Below are 16,131 nucleotides of genomic sequence, written 5' to 3' on the forward strand. Positions count from 1 at the left end.
CACCGCCCCGCCGCCCGCGTCGCGCGTCAGTCCAGCGACTCCCCGGCCGTCTCGCGCAGCATCGCGACCGCGATCAGCGACAGCACCACGCACGCGGCCACGTAGCCGGCCGGCGCGAGCTTGCTGCCGGTCGTCTTCACGAGCCAGGTCGCGATCAGCTGCGCGGTGCCGCCGAAGATCGTCACCGCGAGCGCATACGCGATCGAGATGCCGGTCGCGCGCACGTGGCGCGGCAGCGATTCGCACATCAAGGCCATTTCCGACGCCGAGCCAAGCGAATAGAACAGCAGCATCAGCGCGGTCAGCGGCAGGATCACCGACAGCGTCGGGTGATGGTTCATCAGCCAGAACGCCGGGAACAGCAGCACGACCAGCACGCCGCGGCCGACGAAGATCGGCAGGCGCCGGCTGCCGAGCCGGTCCGACAGCCAGCCGAACAGCGGGCACGTGACCAGCATCACGCAGCCCGACGCGACGCCGACGAACATCGACAGCTTCATCGGCAGGCCGAGCGTGTGGATCGCGTAGGTCGGCATGTAGAACGTCAGGATGTAGGTCGACACCGTGCCGCCCATCACCGTGAGCATCAGCAGCAGCACGGTGCGCGCGTGCTTCGAGAACAGCGCGTGCAGCACGCCGCGCTCGATTCCGTGATGACGGTCGCCGGGCGCGTCGTCCGCGAGCCGGCGGCGCAGGTACATGCCGACCGGCGCGATCAGCACGCCGACGAGGAACGGCAGCCGCCAGCCCCAGCTTTCCAGCGCGTCCTTCGTCATCGTGTTCGACAGCAGCGCCGCGAAGCCCGAGCCCATCAGCGCGGCGCCGCCCTGCGTCGCCAGCTGCCAGCTCGCGCGGAACGCGCGGCGCGACGTGCCGCCGTGTTCGAGCAGCGTCGTGGTCGCCGCGCCGAATTCGCCGCCCTGCGAGAAGCCCTGCAGCAGCCGCGCGAACACGACGAGCAGCGGCGCGGCCACGCCGACCTGCGCATAGGTCGGCGCGATCGCGATCAGGCCGGTGCCGAGCGCCATCAGCATGATCGTCAGGTTCAGCGCCGCCTTGCGCCCCTTGCGGTCCGCATAGACGCCGAGCACGATGCTGCCGAGCGGCCGCGTGAAGAAGCCGGCCGCGAACGTCGCGACCGACAGCAGCAGCGACGTGGTCGAGTCGCTCGACGGGAAGAACAGCTTGCCGATCAGCACCGCGAAGAAGCCGTACACGGTGAAATCGAAGAACTCCAGCCAGTTGCCGATCACGGCCGCGGCGATCGCGCCGCGCCGCGCGACGGCACGCGCGCCGGGCATGCCGGTTTCGGCGGTCCCCGCCGATGCGGGGTGCAGCGCGAGATGGTCTTTCTGCATCGTTGTCGCCTCTTCTCAATGCGGCCGGAAGCGCCGGCCGCGCGCCGCTGCGATCACTGCCCGAGGTAACGCTCGACGAGACGCGTCCAGTACGCCGCACCGATCGGCAGGTTCCGGTCGTTGAAGTCGTACTTCGGGTTGTGCACCATGCAGCCGTCCTCGCCTTCGCCGTTGCCGAGCCGCACGAACGAGCCCGGCCGCCGCTGCAGCATGAACGCGAAATCCTCGCTGCCCATCAGCAGGTCGGTCTGCTCGACCACCTGCGCGTCACCGACCAGTTCGCGCGCGACCTGCGCGGCGAAATCCGTTTCGGCATCCGTATTGACGACGACCGGGTAGCCTTCGATGTACTCGACATTGGCCGTCGCGCCGTAGCTCGCGGCCTGCGTTTCGGCCAGCTCGGTGATGCGGCGCTTGAGCAGCGCGCGGACATCGGGGCTGAACGAGCGCACGCTGAGTTCGAGGCGCGCGCCGTTCGGGATCACGTTGTTCGCAGTGCCGGCGTGCATCGAGCCGACCGTGACGACCGCCGGCTGCGCCGGGTCGACGTTGCGCGCGACGATCGTCTGCAGCGCCATCACGATGCTCGCCGCGACGACCACCGGGTCGACCGTCAGGTGCGGCCGCGCCGCGTGGCCGCCGACGCCCTCGATCGTGATGATCGCCTTGTCGCCGGCCGACATGAACGGGCCGCGCCGCGTGAGGAACACGCCGGGCGCCGCGCCCGGATGGTTGTGCATGCCGAACACGGCGTCGCACGGGAAGCGCTCGAACAGGCCGTCGTCGATCATCTTCTTCGCGCCGCTGTCGACGCCGTGCTCTTCCGCCGGCTGGAAATACAGGTGCACGGTGCCCGAGAAGTTGCGCGTCTTCGCGAGATGCTGCGCGGCGCCGAGCAGCATCGTCGTGTGGCCGTCGTGGCCGCAGGCGTGCATCTTGCCGTGCGTGCCGCTCGCATACGGCAGGCCGGTCGCCTCGACGATCGGCAGCGCATCCATGTCGGCGCGAATGCCGATGCTGCGCGTCCCGTCGCCCACGCGCAGCGTGCCGACCACCCCCGTCTTGCCGACTCCGCGCGTCACCTGCCAGCCCCATTGCTCGAGCTTGTCCGCGACGAGCGCGGCCGTGTCGTGCTCTTCGTACGCGAGTTCGGGATGGTGATGGATGTGGTGACGGATCTCGCGCAGCCCGCCGGCGGCGGGCATCAGATCCTCGATTTCGGTGAATCGGGTATCGGTGGTCATCAAGAGGGCTCCTGCTGATGTCAGCGTGTCAGCCGCATGCGGGGGCCGCGTGCGGGAAAGCGAGCCACTATATCGAGCCGATATCGATTCAATAAGATGCGGAATTTTTCACCGCGATAAGATTTGTTGATCAGGGTTAATACGGGCATGGGCCCGGCCGTCCTCTCCCCCGTCACCGGCACAACCTCCATGCCGCACGCTTCGAACAGCCGGGCAGCCCCCCGCGGCATCGCTCAGTCGACCGCCTTCAGCGCATCGAGCCCGTCGGGCAGCCTCGCATCCGGAAACATCGTCGACAGCGTCGCATCGCGCCACCGCGCCGCCTCTTCCGCGCGCTGCGTTTCCGCCTGCTCGCACACGTACAGCGCATCGCCGCCGAGCAGCAGACGCAGCGGCACATCGTCGCGGCGCGACAACTCGACGATCAGCGCCGCGATCCGCGCGGGGTCGCCGACCTCGTGGCCGCCATACGTGCCGAGCAACTCGAGAATCCTCCCGACCGACGGCTGGTAGTCGGGCAGCAGCTCGTCGATGTCGCGCTTCGCCTGCGCGGCCCATTCGGTACGCATCCCGCCCGGTTCGAGCGTGCACACGCGCACGCCGAACGGCGCGACTTCCTTCGCGAGCACGTCGCTGAACCCGCCGACCGCCCACTTCGCGGCCTGGTACGCGGACAACCCGGGCGTCGACGTGCGCCCGCCGACCGACGACACCTGGAAGATGTGCCCCGCACGCTGCGCACGCAGCGTCGGCAGCACCGCGCGCGTCAGGTTGATCACGCCGAACAGGTTCGTTTCGATCTGATCGCGGAAGTCGTCGGCGCCCATCTGCTCGAATGGCGCCGTATGGCCGTAACCCGCGTTGTTCACCAGCACGTCGATACGGCCGAACGCCGCCTGTGCGGCCGCGACGGCCTGCGCGGCCGCCGCTTCGTCGGTGACGTCGAGTGCGACCGTCAGCAGCCGGTCGCCGTACCGCTCGGCCAGATCGGCCAGCCGCGCCGGATCGCGGGCGCCGGCCACCAGCCGGTCGCCCGCCGCGAGCACCGCTTCCGAAATCGCTCGCCCCAGGCCGCGCGCGGCCCCCGTTACCAACCAGACTTTCGACATGTTCCACTCCTTGATCGTGGTGAAATCACAAAAATGAATGATTACTCACTCATTAATAAGGGCAACGATTCGGTCCTTCATGACCTGCATCACCCTGCCCGAAACGCACCGCCGGCCGCCGCCGCGACACGCGCAACCGCACGCGCCGCCACGACGGCAATCCTTCACTCACACCGCGTGCAGCACGGCCCACAACGCACGAAACCCGGCTTCCCGATAGGCATCCGCCCGTGCCGGATCGCGCGCGATCGACTCCATCGCCGTTTCCGCGATCGACGTAAACAATGCCGCGCAGAACGCATGCGCTTCGTCGCGGTTCAGCGCGCCCGACGCGGCAACCTGCTCGCGCAGCAGCGTGCTGATTCCGCCGAAGCCTTCGGCGCCGGCCGCGCGATGCGCGTCGTCGATGCGCCCGCTCACGCCAAGCTGCTGCAGCGCGCGCCGCCCGTCCGGATTCGCGACGCCCCACGACACATAGCCGTTCCACGCATGCCGCACGGCCTGCTCGACCGGCGCGTGTTCCGGAAATCCGGTCATCATCGCTTCACGCATGTCGGCCTTCAGGCTCAGGTACAGCGCGTTCAGCAACGCATCCTTGGTCTCGAAGTACGTGAACACCGTGCCTTCCGCCACGCCGGCGAGCCGCGCGATGCGCGCGGTGGTCGCAGTGGCGCCGTCCTCGGCGAGTGCGCGGGCGGCGGCGGCGAGGATGGCTTCGTGCTTGTCGGGACTGCGCGGTCGAGCCACGTTCGATTCCTTTAATGAGTGAGCACTCAATCATAATCAAGCCTTCATCCGGAACGCAAGCGCTGTTACATCCGGGCGAACGCACACGCAATCCATCAAAACCGTGCACTATTAGGGTTTTGCCGTGCCAGCGCCCGGCGCCCTCGACGTTCGTTTCACGTTCACCGCTTCAAACCGCGAACCTCCCATGACGAATCAGCCTACCCAGACCGCGGCCGACCGGCCCGTCGACATGATCATCTTCGGCGGCGGCGGCGACCTGGCCGCCCGCAAGCTGTTGCCCGCGCTGTACATGGCGCACCTGCACTGCAATCTTCCGCCCGAGACGCGCATCATCGCCGTCGGCCGCCGCGACTGGGGCATCGACGGCTATCGCAAGTTCATGGACGAGCAGTCGCGCCCGTTCATCGACGCGAAGGCGTTCGACGCCGACGCGTGGAGCCGCTTCCTCGATCTCTTCAAGTACGTGCTGATCGACGTGAACGCGCCCGACGACTACCAGCGCCTCGCCGAAGCGGCGCGCGGCGAGGCGATCCGCGTGTTCTACCTGTCGACGTCGCCGGAGCTGTTCACGACGATCTGCGACAACCTGTCGGCCGCGCACCTGGTCGACGCGCGCTCGCGCGTCGTCCTCGAAAAACCGCTGGGCCACGATCTTGCGTCCGCGAAGGCGATCAACAATGCGGTCGGCAAGCACTTCGAGGAATCGCAGATCTATCGGATCGACCACTATCTCGGCAAGGAAACCGTGCAGAACCTGATGGTCCTGCGCTTCGGCAACCCGATCTTCGGGCCGCTGTGGCAGGCGCCGAACATCCGCAGCGTGCAGATCACGGTGGCGGAGACGGTCGGCGTCGGCAGCCGCGCGGGCTTCTACGACCATACGGGCGCGCTGCGCGACATGGTGCAGAACCACCTGCTGCAGCTGCTGTGCATCGTCGCGATGGAGCCGCCCGTGTCGCTCGACCCGGACGCGGTGCGCGACGAGAAGCTGAAGGTACTGCGCTCGCTGCGGCCGATGTCGCTGTCGGACGTCGCGCGCGACACGGTGCGCGGCCAGTACACGGCCGGCGCGGTCGACGGCCAGCCGGTGAAGGGTTACCTCGAGGAAGACAACGTGCCGGCGGACAGCCGCGCGGAAACCTTCGTCGCGCTGCGCGCGCACATCAACAACTGGCGCTGGGCGAACGTGCCGTTCTTCCTGCGCACCGGCAAGCGGCTGCAGCGCCGCCAGTCGGAAATCGTGGTCGAGTTCGCCGACATGCCGTTCTCGATCATCCCGAACGGCCCGCGCCATTACGGCAACCGCCTCGTGATCCAGCTCCAGCCGGAAGAGTCGATCCAGCTGCAGATGCTCGCGAAGGAACCGGGCAGCGGGATGAACATGGTGCCGGTCAACCTGAACCTCGACCTGCAGCAGGCGATTCCGGAGCGGCGCGCGGAAGCGTACGAACGGCTGCTGATCGACGTGATCCGCGGCCGCCTCACGCACTTCATGCGTCGCGACGAGCTCGAAGCCGCGTGGACGTGGGTCGAGCCGATCCTCGACGGCTGGAAGCAGCTCGGCGACCGGCCGCGCCTCTATACGGCCGGCACGTTCGGGCCGGCCGCTTCGTCGGCGCTGCTCGCGCGCGACGGGATGTCCTGGGCCGAAGAGGCGTAACGGCCGCATGACGGCGTGCCGCCCGCGCGGCACGCCGGATCAATGGGGGCGGCGCCCGCCGTCTTCCCGTCCGCGAGGCGCCGCTACTGCGGCTCCAGCCACGCGGCCTTGCGCCGCGTCGGCGTCCCGCCGCCGCCGTTGCTGCCGCCCAGCACCTCGATCATGTAGTCGACGAACGACGCAATCCGCGACGAGATCGCGGTATTGCGGTAATACACCGCATGGATCGGCTGCTCGACCTCGAGCGTCTGACGCGCGAGCACCTGCACGAGCCGCCCCGCCTCGCGATCCTGCGCGGTCATGAAATCCGACAGGCAGACGACGCCCGCGCCCTCCAGCGCGAGCTGCCGCAGCGTCTCGCCGCTCGACGAACTGACGTCCGGCTCGATGCGGCACGCTTCGCCGTCGGCGCCGAGGATCGGCCACACGTTCAACGACTCGGGCTGCGTGAAGCCGAGCAGCGCGTGCCTGGCGAGCTCCTCGACCTTGCGCGGCTGGCCGTGCGCTTCGATATAGGCGGGGCTCGCCAGAATGCGCAGCCGGCTGTTGCCGATGCGTCGGCTGTGCAGCGTCGAATCCTTCAACCGGCCGATCCGGATCGCGACGTCGGTACGCCGCTCCAGCAGGTCGATGATGCCCTCGTTGCTGTTCAGCTCCAGCTCGACCTTCGGGAAGCGTGCGCGGTAGCCGCGCACGAGCGGCACGATCACGTGCAGCATGAACGGCGTCGCGGCGTCGACGCGCAGGCGCCCGGACGGCATCTCGCGCCGCGCGAGCATCTGCTCCTCCGCATTCTCGACCGATTCGATGATCGCGCGCGCATCCTGCAGGAACGCACGCCCCTCCTCGGTCAGTTCGAGCCGGCGCGTGGTCCGGCGCAGCAGCGTGGTCTTCAGCTTCTCCTCGAGCCGCGCGAGCGTGCGGCTCGTCGCCGACACGGTGAGGTCGAGCTGCTGGGACGCGGCGGTGATCGAGCCGGTGTCGACCACGGCGGCAAAGGCCTGGAGTTCGTCGAGCGTGATCTTCATTGTTGATCTGAAATCAAAACAATTTGGTTTATAGACCAGTTTTTCCGCAAAAGTAAAGTCGGCACACTGCGATCCATCCTTACCGGAACCAGGATCCACCATGCCACTCGCCCTGCTTGCGCTGACCATCAGCGCGTTTGCCATCGGCACGACCGAGTTCGTGATCGTCGGGCTGATCCCGACGATCGGCGCCGATCTCGGCGTCAGCCTGCCGTCGGCCGGCCTGCTCGTCAGCCTCTATGCCCTGAGCGTCGCCATCGGCGCGCCGCTGCTCACCGCGCTCACCGGCCGCGTGCCGCGCAAGACGCTGCTCGCCGGGCTGATGGCCCTCTTCACCGTCGGCAACCTCGTCGCCTGGCAGGCACCGGGCTACGAATCGCTGATCGTCGCGCGCGTCCTCACCGGCCTCGCGCACGGCGTGTTCTTCTCGGTCGGCTCGATCATCGCGACGACGCTCGTGCCGAAGGACAAGGCCGCGAGCGCGATCGCGACGATGTTCAGCGGGATGACCGTCGCGTTCGTCGCCGGTATTCCGCTCGGCACCTTCATCGGCCAGCACTTCGGCTGGCGCGCGACGTTCCTGATCGTCGCGCTGTTCGGCCTCGTCGCGTTCCTCGGCGCAGTCGCCTTCGTGCCGCGCGGGCTGCCGCGGACGCCGCCGGCGCCGCTCGCCCGCCAGCTGCGCGTGCTGGCCCAGCCGCGCCTGCTGCTCGTCTTCGCGATGACGGCCGTCGGCTACGGCGGCTCGCTGATCGCGTTCACGTACATGGCGCCGCTGCTCGAACAGATCGCCGGCTTCACGCCGTCGCAGGTCAGCCTCGTGCTCGTCGGCTACGGCGTGTCGGTCGCGTTCGGCAACGTGTGGGGCGGCAAGCTCGCGGATGCCGTCGGCCCCGTGAAGGCGCTCAAGCGGATCTTCCTGCTGCTCGCGATCGTGCTGCTCGCGCTGACCTTCACGATCCACGTGAAATGGCTCGCGGTGCTGACGATGCTCGCCTGGGGGGCGGTCGCGTTCGGCAACGTGCCGGGGCTGCAGGTGTACGTCGTCAAGCAGGCGCGCCACTTCGCGCCGGACGCCGCCGACGTCGCCTCGGGCTTCAACATCGCCGCGTTCAACCTCGGCGTGGCCGGCGGCTCGTCGCTCGGCGGCCTGATCGTCGCGAACGTCGGCCTCGGCCACACGCCGTGGATCGCCGCCGTCGTCACGCTCGGCGCATTCGCGCTCACCGCGCTGAGCGGCCGCCTCGACCGTCGCCACGGGCTGCCGGAACGCACGGCGGAACCCGTCGAACTCGCCCACTGAACGTCACTTTTTTGCAGGAGTCCACCCGCATGAACGCATCGACCCGACGTCCGCCGTTCGCCGGCAAGACTTTCGAAGTCCGTTACGACGGCCTCACCGCGCTCAACGCGTACGACGAGGACGGCCTCCACATGCGCTACGAGATCACCGAAGGCCCGTACGCGGGCGCGAAGGGGGAAGTCGAATACGCGTGGCAGCCCGTCGCCGGCGAGACCTATGCGATCGCGTGGCAGGAAGCCGACCGCGCGACGGTCGTGCACATCGACGATTTCGCCGCCGGCACGTCGCGCGCGTTCTTCACCGCGCCGTCGCTCGATTTCCACCGCCTCGCAGGCAGCCTGCGCGCGGTCTGAACGGAGCCCGAACATGTCCACTTCACTCGAGAAACTCGCCGACGGCGACTTCAGCGTCGGCATCGAACTGCCGCTCGACAACGACTGGTCGCCGGCCGGCGACGCGAAGCGCCAGCACCAGGGCCGCCGCCCCGGCGTGCCCGACCTGGAGATCCACGCGGAGCTCGCGCAACTGGCCGACACGCTCGGCTTCCGCGCGCTCTGGGTACGCGACGTGCCGGTATACGACCCGTCGTTCGGCGACGCCGCGCAGGTGTTCGAAACGTTCTCGTATCTCGGCTACCTCGCCGGCATCACGAACGACATCCTGCTCGGCACGGCAGCCGTCGTGCTGCCGCTGCGCGAGCCGCTGCTGACGCTGAAATCGGCCGCGACGATCCAGGAACTGAGCGGCGGCCGCCTGATGCTCGGCGTCGCGAGCGGCGACCGGCCGGTCGAATATCCGCTGTTCGGCCGCGATTTCGCGTCGCGCGGCGCGAATTTCCGCGACCAGATCGCGCTGCTGCGCGACGGCGCGCGCGGCCACCTGCCGCCCGGTCTCGACGTGCTGCCGGTCGCCCGTTCGCCGGTGCCGCTGCTCGTCGCGGGCCTTGCGCAGCAGACGCCCGCGTGGATCGGCGAGCACATGGACGGCTGCCTCGCGTATCCGGGCACGCCGGCCGACCACGCGCAGCGCGCCGCGAACTGGCGCGCGGTGGCCGGCGACAAGCCGTACGTGAGCTTCATCCATCTCGACCTCGCGGACGATCCGCACGAGCCGCTGCAGCGGCACCGCTTCGGCGCCCGCGCGGGCCGCATCGCGCTGACGGAAGAACTGGCGGCGATGCGCGACGCGGGCGTGCGGCACATCGGCCTGCATTTCCGCCGCAACCGCCGCCCGCTCGACGAGACGATGGCCGAGATCGCATCGGACGTGCTGCCCGTCTTTCATCCGGCGACGAACGTGCAGACGCGCGCCGCATAAGGCCGGCAACGGCCTGCGGCGGGCCCGCCGCAGGACTTATATTTGATTTCAAGTCAAATATCATTGACTTCTATAGGCGTTTATTTCATCAGTCCAAGACGCCAGAATGACGCCTGACCCGTAATCGTTTCACCCTCCCTGGAGCACGTGATGAGCAAGATTCCCGCATTCGGCCTCGGTACCTTCCGCCTGCAAGGCCAGGTTGTCATCGACTCGGTCCGCAACGGCCTCGAAGTCGGCTACCGCGCGATCGACACCGCGCAGATCTACGGCAACGAAGCCGAAGTCGGCGAAGCGATCGCCGCCTCGGGCGTGCGCCGCGAAGACCTGTTCCTGACCACGAAGATCTGGGTCGACAACTACGCGCCGGAAAAGCTGGGCGCAAGCCTGGAAGACAGCCTGCGCAAGCTGCGCACCGACCATGTCGACCTGACGCTGATCCACTGGCCGGCCCCGGGCAACGGCGTATCGATCCAGGCATTCATGACCGCACTCGCCGACGCCAAGGCGAAAGGCCTCACGCGCCAGATCGGCATCTCGAACTTCAACATCGAACTGACGAAGGAAGCGATCGCGGCCGTCGGCAAGGAGGCGATCGCCACGAACCAGATCGAACTGAGCCCGTACCTGCAGAACCGCAAGCTCGTCGAGTTCCTGAACGGCGAAGGCATCCACGTGACGTCGTACATGACGCTCGCGTACGGCAAGGTGCTCGGCGACCCGGTGCTCGGCGCGATCGCCCGCCGTCACGACGCGACGCCCGCCCAGGTCGCGCTCGCGTGGGCGCTGCGGCTCGGCTACTCGGTGATTCCGTCGTCGACGAAGCGCGAAAACCTCGCAAGCAACCTGCTCGCGCAGACGCTGCGCCTCACCGACGAAGACATGGCGCAGATCGCCGCGCTCGAGCGCAACGGCCGCGAAGTCGACCCGGCCGGCCTCGCGCCGCAGTGGGACTAAGCGCGCCGCCCCGCCTCATCGACCCGTCCGCGGCCAGCCGGCCGCGGCATCCACAGGACACCACCATGACCCAGGACCCGCTTTTTCAACCGCTGCAACTCGGCGCGCTGACGCTGCCGAACCGCATCGTGATGCCGCCGATGACGCGCTCGCGCGCGAGCCAGCCCGGCGACGAAGCCAACGACCTGATGGCCGCGTACTACGCGCAGCGCGCGAGTGCGGGCCTGATCGTCAGCGAAGGCACCTATATCGCGCCGCTCGGCAAGGGCTACGCGTGGACGCCCGGCATTCACACGCCGTCGCAGGTCGCCGGCTGGCGCAAGGTGACCGACGCCGTGCATGCCGCGCACGGCCGCATCTTCGCGCAGCTGTGGCACGTCGGCCGGTTGAGCCATACGAGCCTGCTCGGCGGCGCGCAACCCGTATCGTCGTCGCCGATCCAGGCGAAGGGCGTGAACGTGTTCATCGCCGGTGAAGACGGCAGCACGCCGGGCTTCGTGCAGGCATCCGAGCCGCGCGCGCTGTCGATCGACGAGATCCGCGAGATCGTCGACCAGTACCGCGCCGCCGCGCGCCACGCGATCGAGGCCGGCTTCGACGGCGTCGAGCTGCACGGCGCGAACGGCTACCTCGTGAACCAGTTCATCGATTCGAACGCCAACACGCGCACCGACGCATACGGCGGCTCGCTCGACAACCGGCTGCGCTTCCTGCGCGAAGTCACGCAGGCGCTGATCGACGGCACCGGCGACGCCGCGCGCGTCGGCATCCGCCTCGCGCCGCTGACCACGCTGAACGGTTGCGTCGACGACGATCCGGAAACGACCTATCTCGCGGCCGCGAAGCTGCTCGGCGAACTCGGCGTCGGCTACCTGCACATCGCGGAAGCCGACTGGGACGACGCGCCGCTGATGCCGGTCGCCTTCAAGCAGCAACTGCGTGCCGCCTACCCGGGCGTGCTGATCTACGCCGGCGCGTACACCGCCGAGCGCGCACGCGAGGCGATCGCCGCCGGCTGGGCCGACCTCATTGCGTTCGGCCGCCCGTTCGTCGCGAACCCCGATCTGCCCGAACGCCTGCGCACCGGCGCCGCGCTCGCGCCGCACGACCGCAACACGCTGTTCGGCGGCGGCGCCCGGGGCCTGACCGACTATCCGACGCTCGCGCAAGCCGCGGCCTGACCGCCGTCCTCCACGCAGGTCGACATCGACCCGGTCGCGATCCGCTGATCGCGCCTGCGCCCCCCCGACGATCGCGGCCGCTATCGCCGCGATTGTCATTTCCGAATGGCAGCCTGTGCATTCGGCGTCTAACGTTGACAGGATCCCCTCCGCACGACCGCCACCCGACCTGAAAGGACGCTCCGCCATGCCAAGCCGTTCCCCGACACGCGACATGCTGCTGGCCCTGGCGGCCGGTCTTTCCCTGGCGGCCTTCGCCGCACCGGTGCGGGCCGACGACGCTGCCGGCCTCGCGCCGCCGGCGCCGGCCGCGCCGGTACTGTCGACCACCGCGACCGGTGTGCAGATCTATTCGTGCGAATACGATGCCGACCATCGGCTCGCGTGGGCCTTCCAGCGTCCGGAGGCGACGCTGTTCGACGGCGGCGGCACGCTCGTCGTGCGGCATGGCGCGGGGCCGTCGTGGGAGGCGCTCGACGGCAGCCGCATCACCGGCAAGAAACTCGCGGAAGCGCCGAGCGCGAGCCCCGCCAGCATTCCGCAACTGCTGCTCGCGGCGACGCCGGCCGCCACGGGCACGCTTGCCGGCGTGCGCTTCGTGCAGCGGCTCGACACGGCGGGCGGCACGCCGCCGGCCGCATCGTGCCCGACCGAGCACGCGGTCGGGCGCTTCCCATACTTCGCGCGATACGTGTTCCTGAAGTGATGCGCGCGGCGGCGCGGGCACCGGGCATCACCCGGTACCTTTCGCCCTCGCGACCAGTTAATCAGTTTTCCTATCTTTCAGGCCCGGATGCGTGAAACCGCCGGCATCTTCGTTCCGGCTGCTCAGCCGATCCGCATCGACAACTCGACGTCGCCGCCGAACGGCACCGACAGATAGCCGTTTTCCGGCGCGCGCACGTACGCGAGGTAGTCGGGGCTGTATTCCGCGTTGTCGGCCACGACGAACGCCCCCGTTCTGAGGTGCGGCTCGACCCGCGCCAGGATTTCCGGATACAGCGCCTTCGCGCCGTCGAGCAGCAACAGGTCGACCGCATCCGGCAGATCGACGGCCAGCGTGCGCAGCGCGTCGCCCTCGCGAATCTCGACGAGATCGGCGAGCCCGGCCGCGGCCAGGTTCGCTTGTGCGCGCATGACCTTCGACGGCTCGAACTCGCTCGTGATCAACCGGCCGCCGCCGTTGTCGCGCAATGCGGCCGCGAGATGCAGCGTCGAGATGCCGAACGACGTGCCGAATTCGACGATCGCCCGCGCGCCGCCGCTGCGCGCGAGCATGTACAGCAGCGAGCCCGTCTCGCGCGACACGGCCAGCGGATAGTCCTTCAGGCGCGCATACAGATCGGCGTAGTCCGTCTTGCTGCGCATCAGCCGCGCTTGCTCGTCGCGCGACACGCCGGCGAAGCCGGGGCTCGTCGCGGGCGACGACGCCTCGGCTTCGTCGAACAGGCGCGCGAGCAGCGACGCCAGCGGGTCGTGAATCAGGGTGGTCATGCGGTTCTCCGGTGTCAGGTTGAGTGCGTCAGTGCGCCCGACTAGAATATGACGAACTATTCATGTTTTGCTATTCGCATTGGCCAACCGCCCATGACCGACCGCCGCAACGCCCCGATCGCCACGCGCAGGCTGCCTCGGCAGGCGCGCTCGACCCGTCTCGTCGAAGACGTTCTCCAGGCCGCTATTCAGGTTTTGGCCGCCGAAGGCGCGCAGCGCTTCACGATGGCGCGCGTCGCCGAGCGCGCCGGCGTGAGCGTCGGCTCGCTGTACCAGTACTTCCCGAACAAGGCGTCCGTGCTGTTCCGGCTGCAGCACGACGAATGGCGGCAGACGTCCGACATGCTGTGCCGGATACTGCAGGACACGCGAAAAACGCCGCCCGAGCGGCTGCGCACGGCCGTCCATGCGTTCATCCGCTCGGAATGCGACGAGGCGGGCATGCGCATCGCACTCGACGACGCCGCGCCGCTCTATCGCGACGCCCCCGAGGCGCAGGCAGTGCGGACGGAGGGCCACCGGGTCTTCAACGCGTTCATGCGCGAAGCGCTGCCCGGCGTGCCCGACGCCACGCATGCGCTCGCCTGCGAACTGGTCATGACGACGCTCACGTCGGGCGGCAAGACCTTCTCCGAAACCGCGCGCACGCCGGCGGAAATCGACGCCTATTCGGCCGCGATGGCCGACATGTTCTGCGCGTACCTCGCGCATCTCGCGCGCGCCTGACACGACGAGCGCCGAAAGGCGTGCGCGCAAGCCTCGCGCGGCACCGGTATCATCCGGCTGCCGCTGGCGCATGGCCGCAGGTCGCGCCGCCCGCCGCCGTTCGCTTGCGCGTGCGCAGCCCCGATGAAAGATACTCGTAATATTCGATACCTCAACCGCTTCCGCCAGGCCCGTCGACCCCGCATTCAAATAGTCGCCTTAACGGATTCGAACTAGGCGTATACACGTGTGTCGCCGCATCGAAGCCCCGTTGCACGCCGATATAAGCGCTGCGACATGCGCTGCATGCTCTTCCCCCGATGGGACGTGATGGGCCGCTCGCCTAACCTTCGCTACGGCAAAGCACACGTGACGGGATCGCCCTCACCACGCGTCGTCCGGCGCGACACCCTCGCGATCGTTTCGATTCGCGCGTAACGACACGCATCACGCGTCATTCGTCCCCACGACGTTGCCGAACAATCCCAACTAGATACGAGACACCCTGACGACGGTTCGCGACGAGCCGTTTCAGCATGCTGATAAAGGAGCAAGCTCATGAGTGATACCCCGGTGCAGCCGACGGTCGACGTCGGCGCGGCAAAAACGGACTTTGGCACCCCGGGAGTCATCGACCGGTACTTCGGCATTTCGTCGCGCGGCAGCACGCAGCGCCGCGAGATCATTGCCGGCGTCACCACCTTCCTCGCGATGGTCTATTCCGTGTTCGTCGTGCCCGGCATGTTCGGCAAGGCCGGCTTCGACACGAGCGCCGTGTTCGTCGCGGTCTGCCTCACCACCGCGTTCGGCTCGCTGCTGATGGGCCTGTGGGCGAAACTGCCGATCGCGATCGGCTGCGCGATCTCGCTGACCGCGTTCACCGCGTTCGGCCTCGTGCTCGGCAAGGGCCTGCATCCGACGGTCGCGCTCGGCGCGGTGTTCCTGATGGGCCTCGTGTTCACCGGCATCTCGGTCACCGGCGTGCGTTCGTGGATCCTGCGCAACCTGCCCGCGGGCGTCGCGCACGGCACGGGCATCGGCATCGGCCTGTTCCTGCTGCTGATCGCGTCGAACGACGTCGGCCTCGTGATCAAGAACCCGGGCGCCGGCCTGCCGGTCTCGCTCGGCCAGATCACCGCACTTCCGGTCATCATGTCGATCGTCGGCCTCGCCGCGATCTTCGGCCTCGAGAAGCGCCGCGTGCCGGGCGGCATCCTGCTCGTCGTGATCGCGATCTCGATCTTCGGCCTGATCTTCGATCCGGCCGTGAAGTACCACGGCATCTTCGCGCTGCCGTCGCTGAGCGCACCGGGGCACGAATCGCTGATCGGCGCGATGGACATCAAGGGCGCGCTGTCGATGGCCGTGCTGCCGAGCGTGCTGGCACTCGTGATGACCGCCGTGTTCGACGCGACCGGCACGATCCGCGCGGTCGCCGGGCAGGCCGGCCAGCTCGACGAGAACGGCCGCATCATCAACGGCGGCCGCGCGCTGACGGCCGACTCGATCAGCTCGATCTTCTCCGGTTTCCTCGGCGGCGCGCCGGCGGCGGCCTACATCGAGTCGAGCGTCGGCGTGGCCGCCGGCGCGAAGACGGGCCTGGCAGCCGCCATGGTCGGCCTGCTGTTCCTCGTCGTGATGTTCTTTTCGCCGCTCGCGGGCCTGGTGCCGTCGTACGCCACCGCACCCGCGCTGATGTACGTCGGCCTGCTGATGCTCGGCAGCGTGAGCAAGCTGCACATGGACGACATGGTCGATGCGATGTCGGGCCTCGTGTGCGCGGTGTTCATCGTGCTGACCGCGAACATCGTGACAGGCATCATGCTCGGCTTCTCGACGCTCGTGATCGGCCGCATCGCGAGCGGCGAATTCCGCAAGCTCAACGTCGGCACCGTGCTCATCGCGGCCGTGCTCGTCGCCTTCTATCTCGGCGGCTGGGCCATCTGACCGCGACACATGCGCGACGTCGCCTGCAGAAGGGCGGCGCGCATCGGGACGACGACGTCTCCTCCACCATCATCGTTG

The 16,131-nt window shown here is 68.5% G+C and carries 15 protein-coding genes; 9 read left to right on the forward strand and 6 right to left on the reverse strand.

Going from position 1 to position 16,131, the window contains the following annotated elements:
* Window positions 1–26: 26 nt before the first annotated feature.
* From WJ12_RS32915 to WJ12_RS32930, 4 genes are all read right to left on the reverse strand, one after another.
* Window positions 27–1,358, reverse strand: a complete 1,332-nt coding sequence (locus tag WJ12_RS32915; RefSeq protein WP_069246018.1) for an MFS transporter — start codon at window positions 1,356–1,358, stop codon at window positions 27–29.
* Between the two features lie 53 nt (window positions 1,359–1,411).
* On the reverse strand, window positions 1,412–2,602 hold the full coding sequence (locus tag WJ12_RS32920) for a M20 aminoacylase family protein (protein ID WP_034187765.1): 1,191 nt from the start codon (window positions 2,600–2,602) through the stop codon (window positions 1,412–1,414).
* Window positions 2,603–2,835: 233 nt separating this feature from the next.
* Window positions 2,836–3,711 (reverse strand): SDR family NAD(P)-dependent oxidoreductase, encoded by an 876-nt coding sequence (locus WJ12_RS32925; RefSeq protein WP_034187761.1) that lies wholly within the window; start codon window positions 3,709–3,711, stop codon window positions 2,836–2,838.
* 168 nt (window positions 3,712–3,879) lie between these two features.
* Entirely contained in the window at window positions 3,880–4,458 is a 579-nt protein-coding gene (locus tag WJ12_RS32930; RefSeq protein WP_034187760.1) for a TetR/AcrR family transcriptional regulator, read from the reverse strand.
* Between the two features lie 187 nt (window positions 4,459–4,645).
* Between WJ12_RS32930 and zwf the strand changes: the two genes are divergently transcribed.
* Entirely contained in the window at window positions 4,646–6,121 is a 1,476-nt protein-coding gene (gene zwf, locus WJ12_RS32935; RefSeq protein WP_034187759.1) for a glucose-6-phosphate dehydrogenase, read from the forward strand.
* A gap of 83 nt (window positions 6,122–6,204) precedes the next feature.
* Here zwf and WJ12_RS32940 read toward each other — a convergent pair whose 3' ends face one another.
* Window positions 6,205–7,149 carry a LysR family transcriptional regulator gene (locus WJ12_RS32940; protein ID WP_059558998.1) on the reverse strand — a complete coding sequence of 315 codons (945 nt, stop codon included), beginning with the start codon at window positions 7,147–7,149 and terminating at the stop codon, window positions 6,205–6,207.
* A 100-nt stretch (window positions 7,150–7,249) separates the two neighbouring features.
* Between WJ12_RS32940 and WJ12_RS32945 the strand changes: the two genes are divergently transcribed.
* The 6 genes from WJ12_RS32945 (at window position 7,250) to WJ12_RS32970 (ending at window position 12,613) form a co-directional block, all read left to right on the forward strand.
* Complete coding sequence (locus tag WJ12_RS32945; protein ID WP_059559000.1) at window positions 7,250–8,452, forward strand: MFS transporter; 1,203 nt, start codon at window positions 7,250–7,252, stop codon at window positions 8,450–8,452.
* A 29-nt stretch (window positions 8,453–8,481) separates the two neighbouring features.
* The gene (locus tag WJ12_RS32950) at window positions 8,482–8,805 is read left to right on the forward strand and encodes a MoaF-related domain-containing protein (RefSeq protein ID WP_034187756.1); all 324 of its coding nucleotides are present in this window, start codon (window positions 8,482–8,484) and stop codon (window positions 8,803–8,805) included.
* Between the two features lie 13 nt (window positions 8,806–8,818).
* Window positions 8,819–9,769 (forward strand): LLM class oxidoreductase, encoded by a 951-nt coding sequence (locus WJ12_RS32955; RefSeq protein WP_069246019.1) that lies wholly within the window; start codon window positions 8,819–8,821, stop codon window positions 9,767–9,769.
* A gap of 150 nt (window positions 9,770–9,919) precedes the next feature.
* Entirely contained in the window at window positions 9,920–10,726 is an 807-nt protein-coding gene (gene dkgB, locus WJ12_RS32960; protein ID WP_059559003.1) for a 2,5-didehydrogluconate reductase DkgB, read from the forward strand.
* 65 nt (window positions 10,727–10,791) lie between these two features.
* A complete protein-coding gene (locus WJ12_RS32965) occupies window positions 10,792–11,907 on the forward strand; it encodes an alkene reductase (protein WP_059559006.1) in 1,116 nt (371 codons plus the stop codon).
* 187 nt (window positions 11,908–12,094) lie between these two features.
* The gene (locus WJ12_RS32970) at window positions 12,095–12,613 is read left to right on the forward strand and encodes a DUF3455 domain-containing protein (RefSeq protein ID WP_059559008.1); all 519 of its coding nucleotides are present in this window, start codon (window positions 12,095–12,097) and stop codon (window positions 12,611–12,613) included.
* A gap of 122 nt (window positions 12,614–12,735) precedes the next feature.
* Here the strand turns inward: WJ12_RS32970 and WJ12_RS32975 are convergent, their stop codons facing one another.
* The gene (locus tag WJ12_RS32975; protein WP_034187751.1) at window positions 12,736–13,401 is read right to left on the reverse strand and encodes an O-methyltransferase; all 666 of its coding nucleotides are present in this window, start codon (window positions 13,399–13,401) and stop codon (window positions 12,736–12,738) included.
* 48 nt (window positions 13,402–13,449) lie between these two features.
* Here WJ12_RS32975 and WJ12_RS32980 point away from each other — a divergent pair, with 48 nt between their 5' ends.
* Both WJ12_RS32980 and WJ12_RS32985 read left to right on the forward strand, forming a co-directional pair.
* Window positions 13,450–14,127 (forward strand): TetR/AcrR family transcriptional regulator, encoded by a 678-nt coding sequence (locus WJ12_RS32980; protein WP_059559011.1) that lies wholly within the window; start codon window positions 13,450–13,452, stop codon window positions 14,125–14,127.
* 537 nt (window positions 14,128–14,664) lie between these two features.
* The gene (locus WJ12_RS32985) at window positions 14,665–16,053 is read left to right on the forward strand and encodes an NCS2 family permease (RefSeq protein ID WP_059559013.1); all 1,389 of its coding nucleotides are present in this window, start codon (window positions 14,665–14,667) and stop codon (window positions 16,051–16,053) included.
* Window positions 16,054–16,131: the final 78 nt, after the last annotated feature.

Source organism: Burkholderia seminalis (assembly GCF_001718535.1).
Lineage (GTDB): Bacteria > Pseudomonadota > Gammaproteobacteria > Burkholderiales > Burkholderiaceae > Burkholderia > Burkholderia seminalis.

Coding starts and splice junctions, on each gene's coding strand:
- WJ12_RS32975 (WP_034187751.1), bottom strand. CDS start 13,401: ATGACCACCCTGATTCACGACCCGCTGGCGTCGCTGCTCGCGCGCCTG.
- WJ12_RS32915 (WP_069246018.1), bottom strand. CDS start 1,358: ATGCAGAAAGACCATCTCGCGCTGCACCCCGCATCGGCGGGGACCGCC.
- WJ12_RS32955 (WP_069246019.1), top strand. CDS start 8,819: ATGTCCACTTCACTCGAGAAACTCGCCGACGGCGACTTCAGCGTCGGC.
- WJ12_RS32945 (WP_059559000.1), top strand. CDS start 7,250: ATGCCACTCGCCCTGCTTGCGCTGACCATCAGCGCGTTTGCCATCGGC.
- dkgB (WP_059559003.1), top strand. CDS start 9,920: ATGAGCAAGATTCCCGCATTCGGCCTCGGTACCTTCCGCCTGCAAGGC.
- WJ12_RS32925 (WP_034187761.1), bottom strand. CDS start 3,711: ATGTCGAAAGTCTGGTTGGTAACGGGGGCCGCGCGCGGCCTGGGGCGA.
- WJ12_RS32940 (WP_059558998.1), bottom strand. CDS start 7,149: ATGAAGATCACGCTCGACGAACTCCAGGCCTTTGCCGCCGTGGTCGAC.
- WJ12_RS32920 (WP_034187765.1), bottom strand. CDS start 2,602: ATGACCACCGATACCCGATTCACCGAAATCGAGGATCTGATGCCCGCC.
- WJ12_RS32970 (WP_059559008.1), top strand. CDS start 12,095: ATGCCAAGCCGTTCCCCGACACGCGACATGCTGCTGGCCCTGGCGGCC.
- WJ12_RS32980 (WP_059559011.1), top strand. CDS start 13,450: ATGACGAACTATTCATGTTTTGCTATTCGCATTGGCCAACCGCCCATG.
- zwf (WP_034187759.1), top strand. CDS start 4,646: ATGACGAATCAGCCTACCCAGACCGCGGCCGACCGGCCCGTCGACATG.
- WJ12_RS32950 (WP_034187756.1), top strand. CDS start 8,482: ATGAACGCATCGACCCGACGTCCGCCGTTCGCCGGCAAGACTTTCGAA.
- WJ12_RS32965 (WP_059559006.1), top strand. CDS start 10,792: ATGACCCAGGACCCGCTTTTTCAACCGCTGCAACTCGGCGCGCTGACG.
- WJ12_RS32985 (WP_059559013.1), top strand. CDS start 14,665: ATGAGTGATACCCCGGTGCAGCCGACGGTCGACGTCGGCGCGGCAAAA.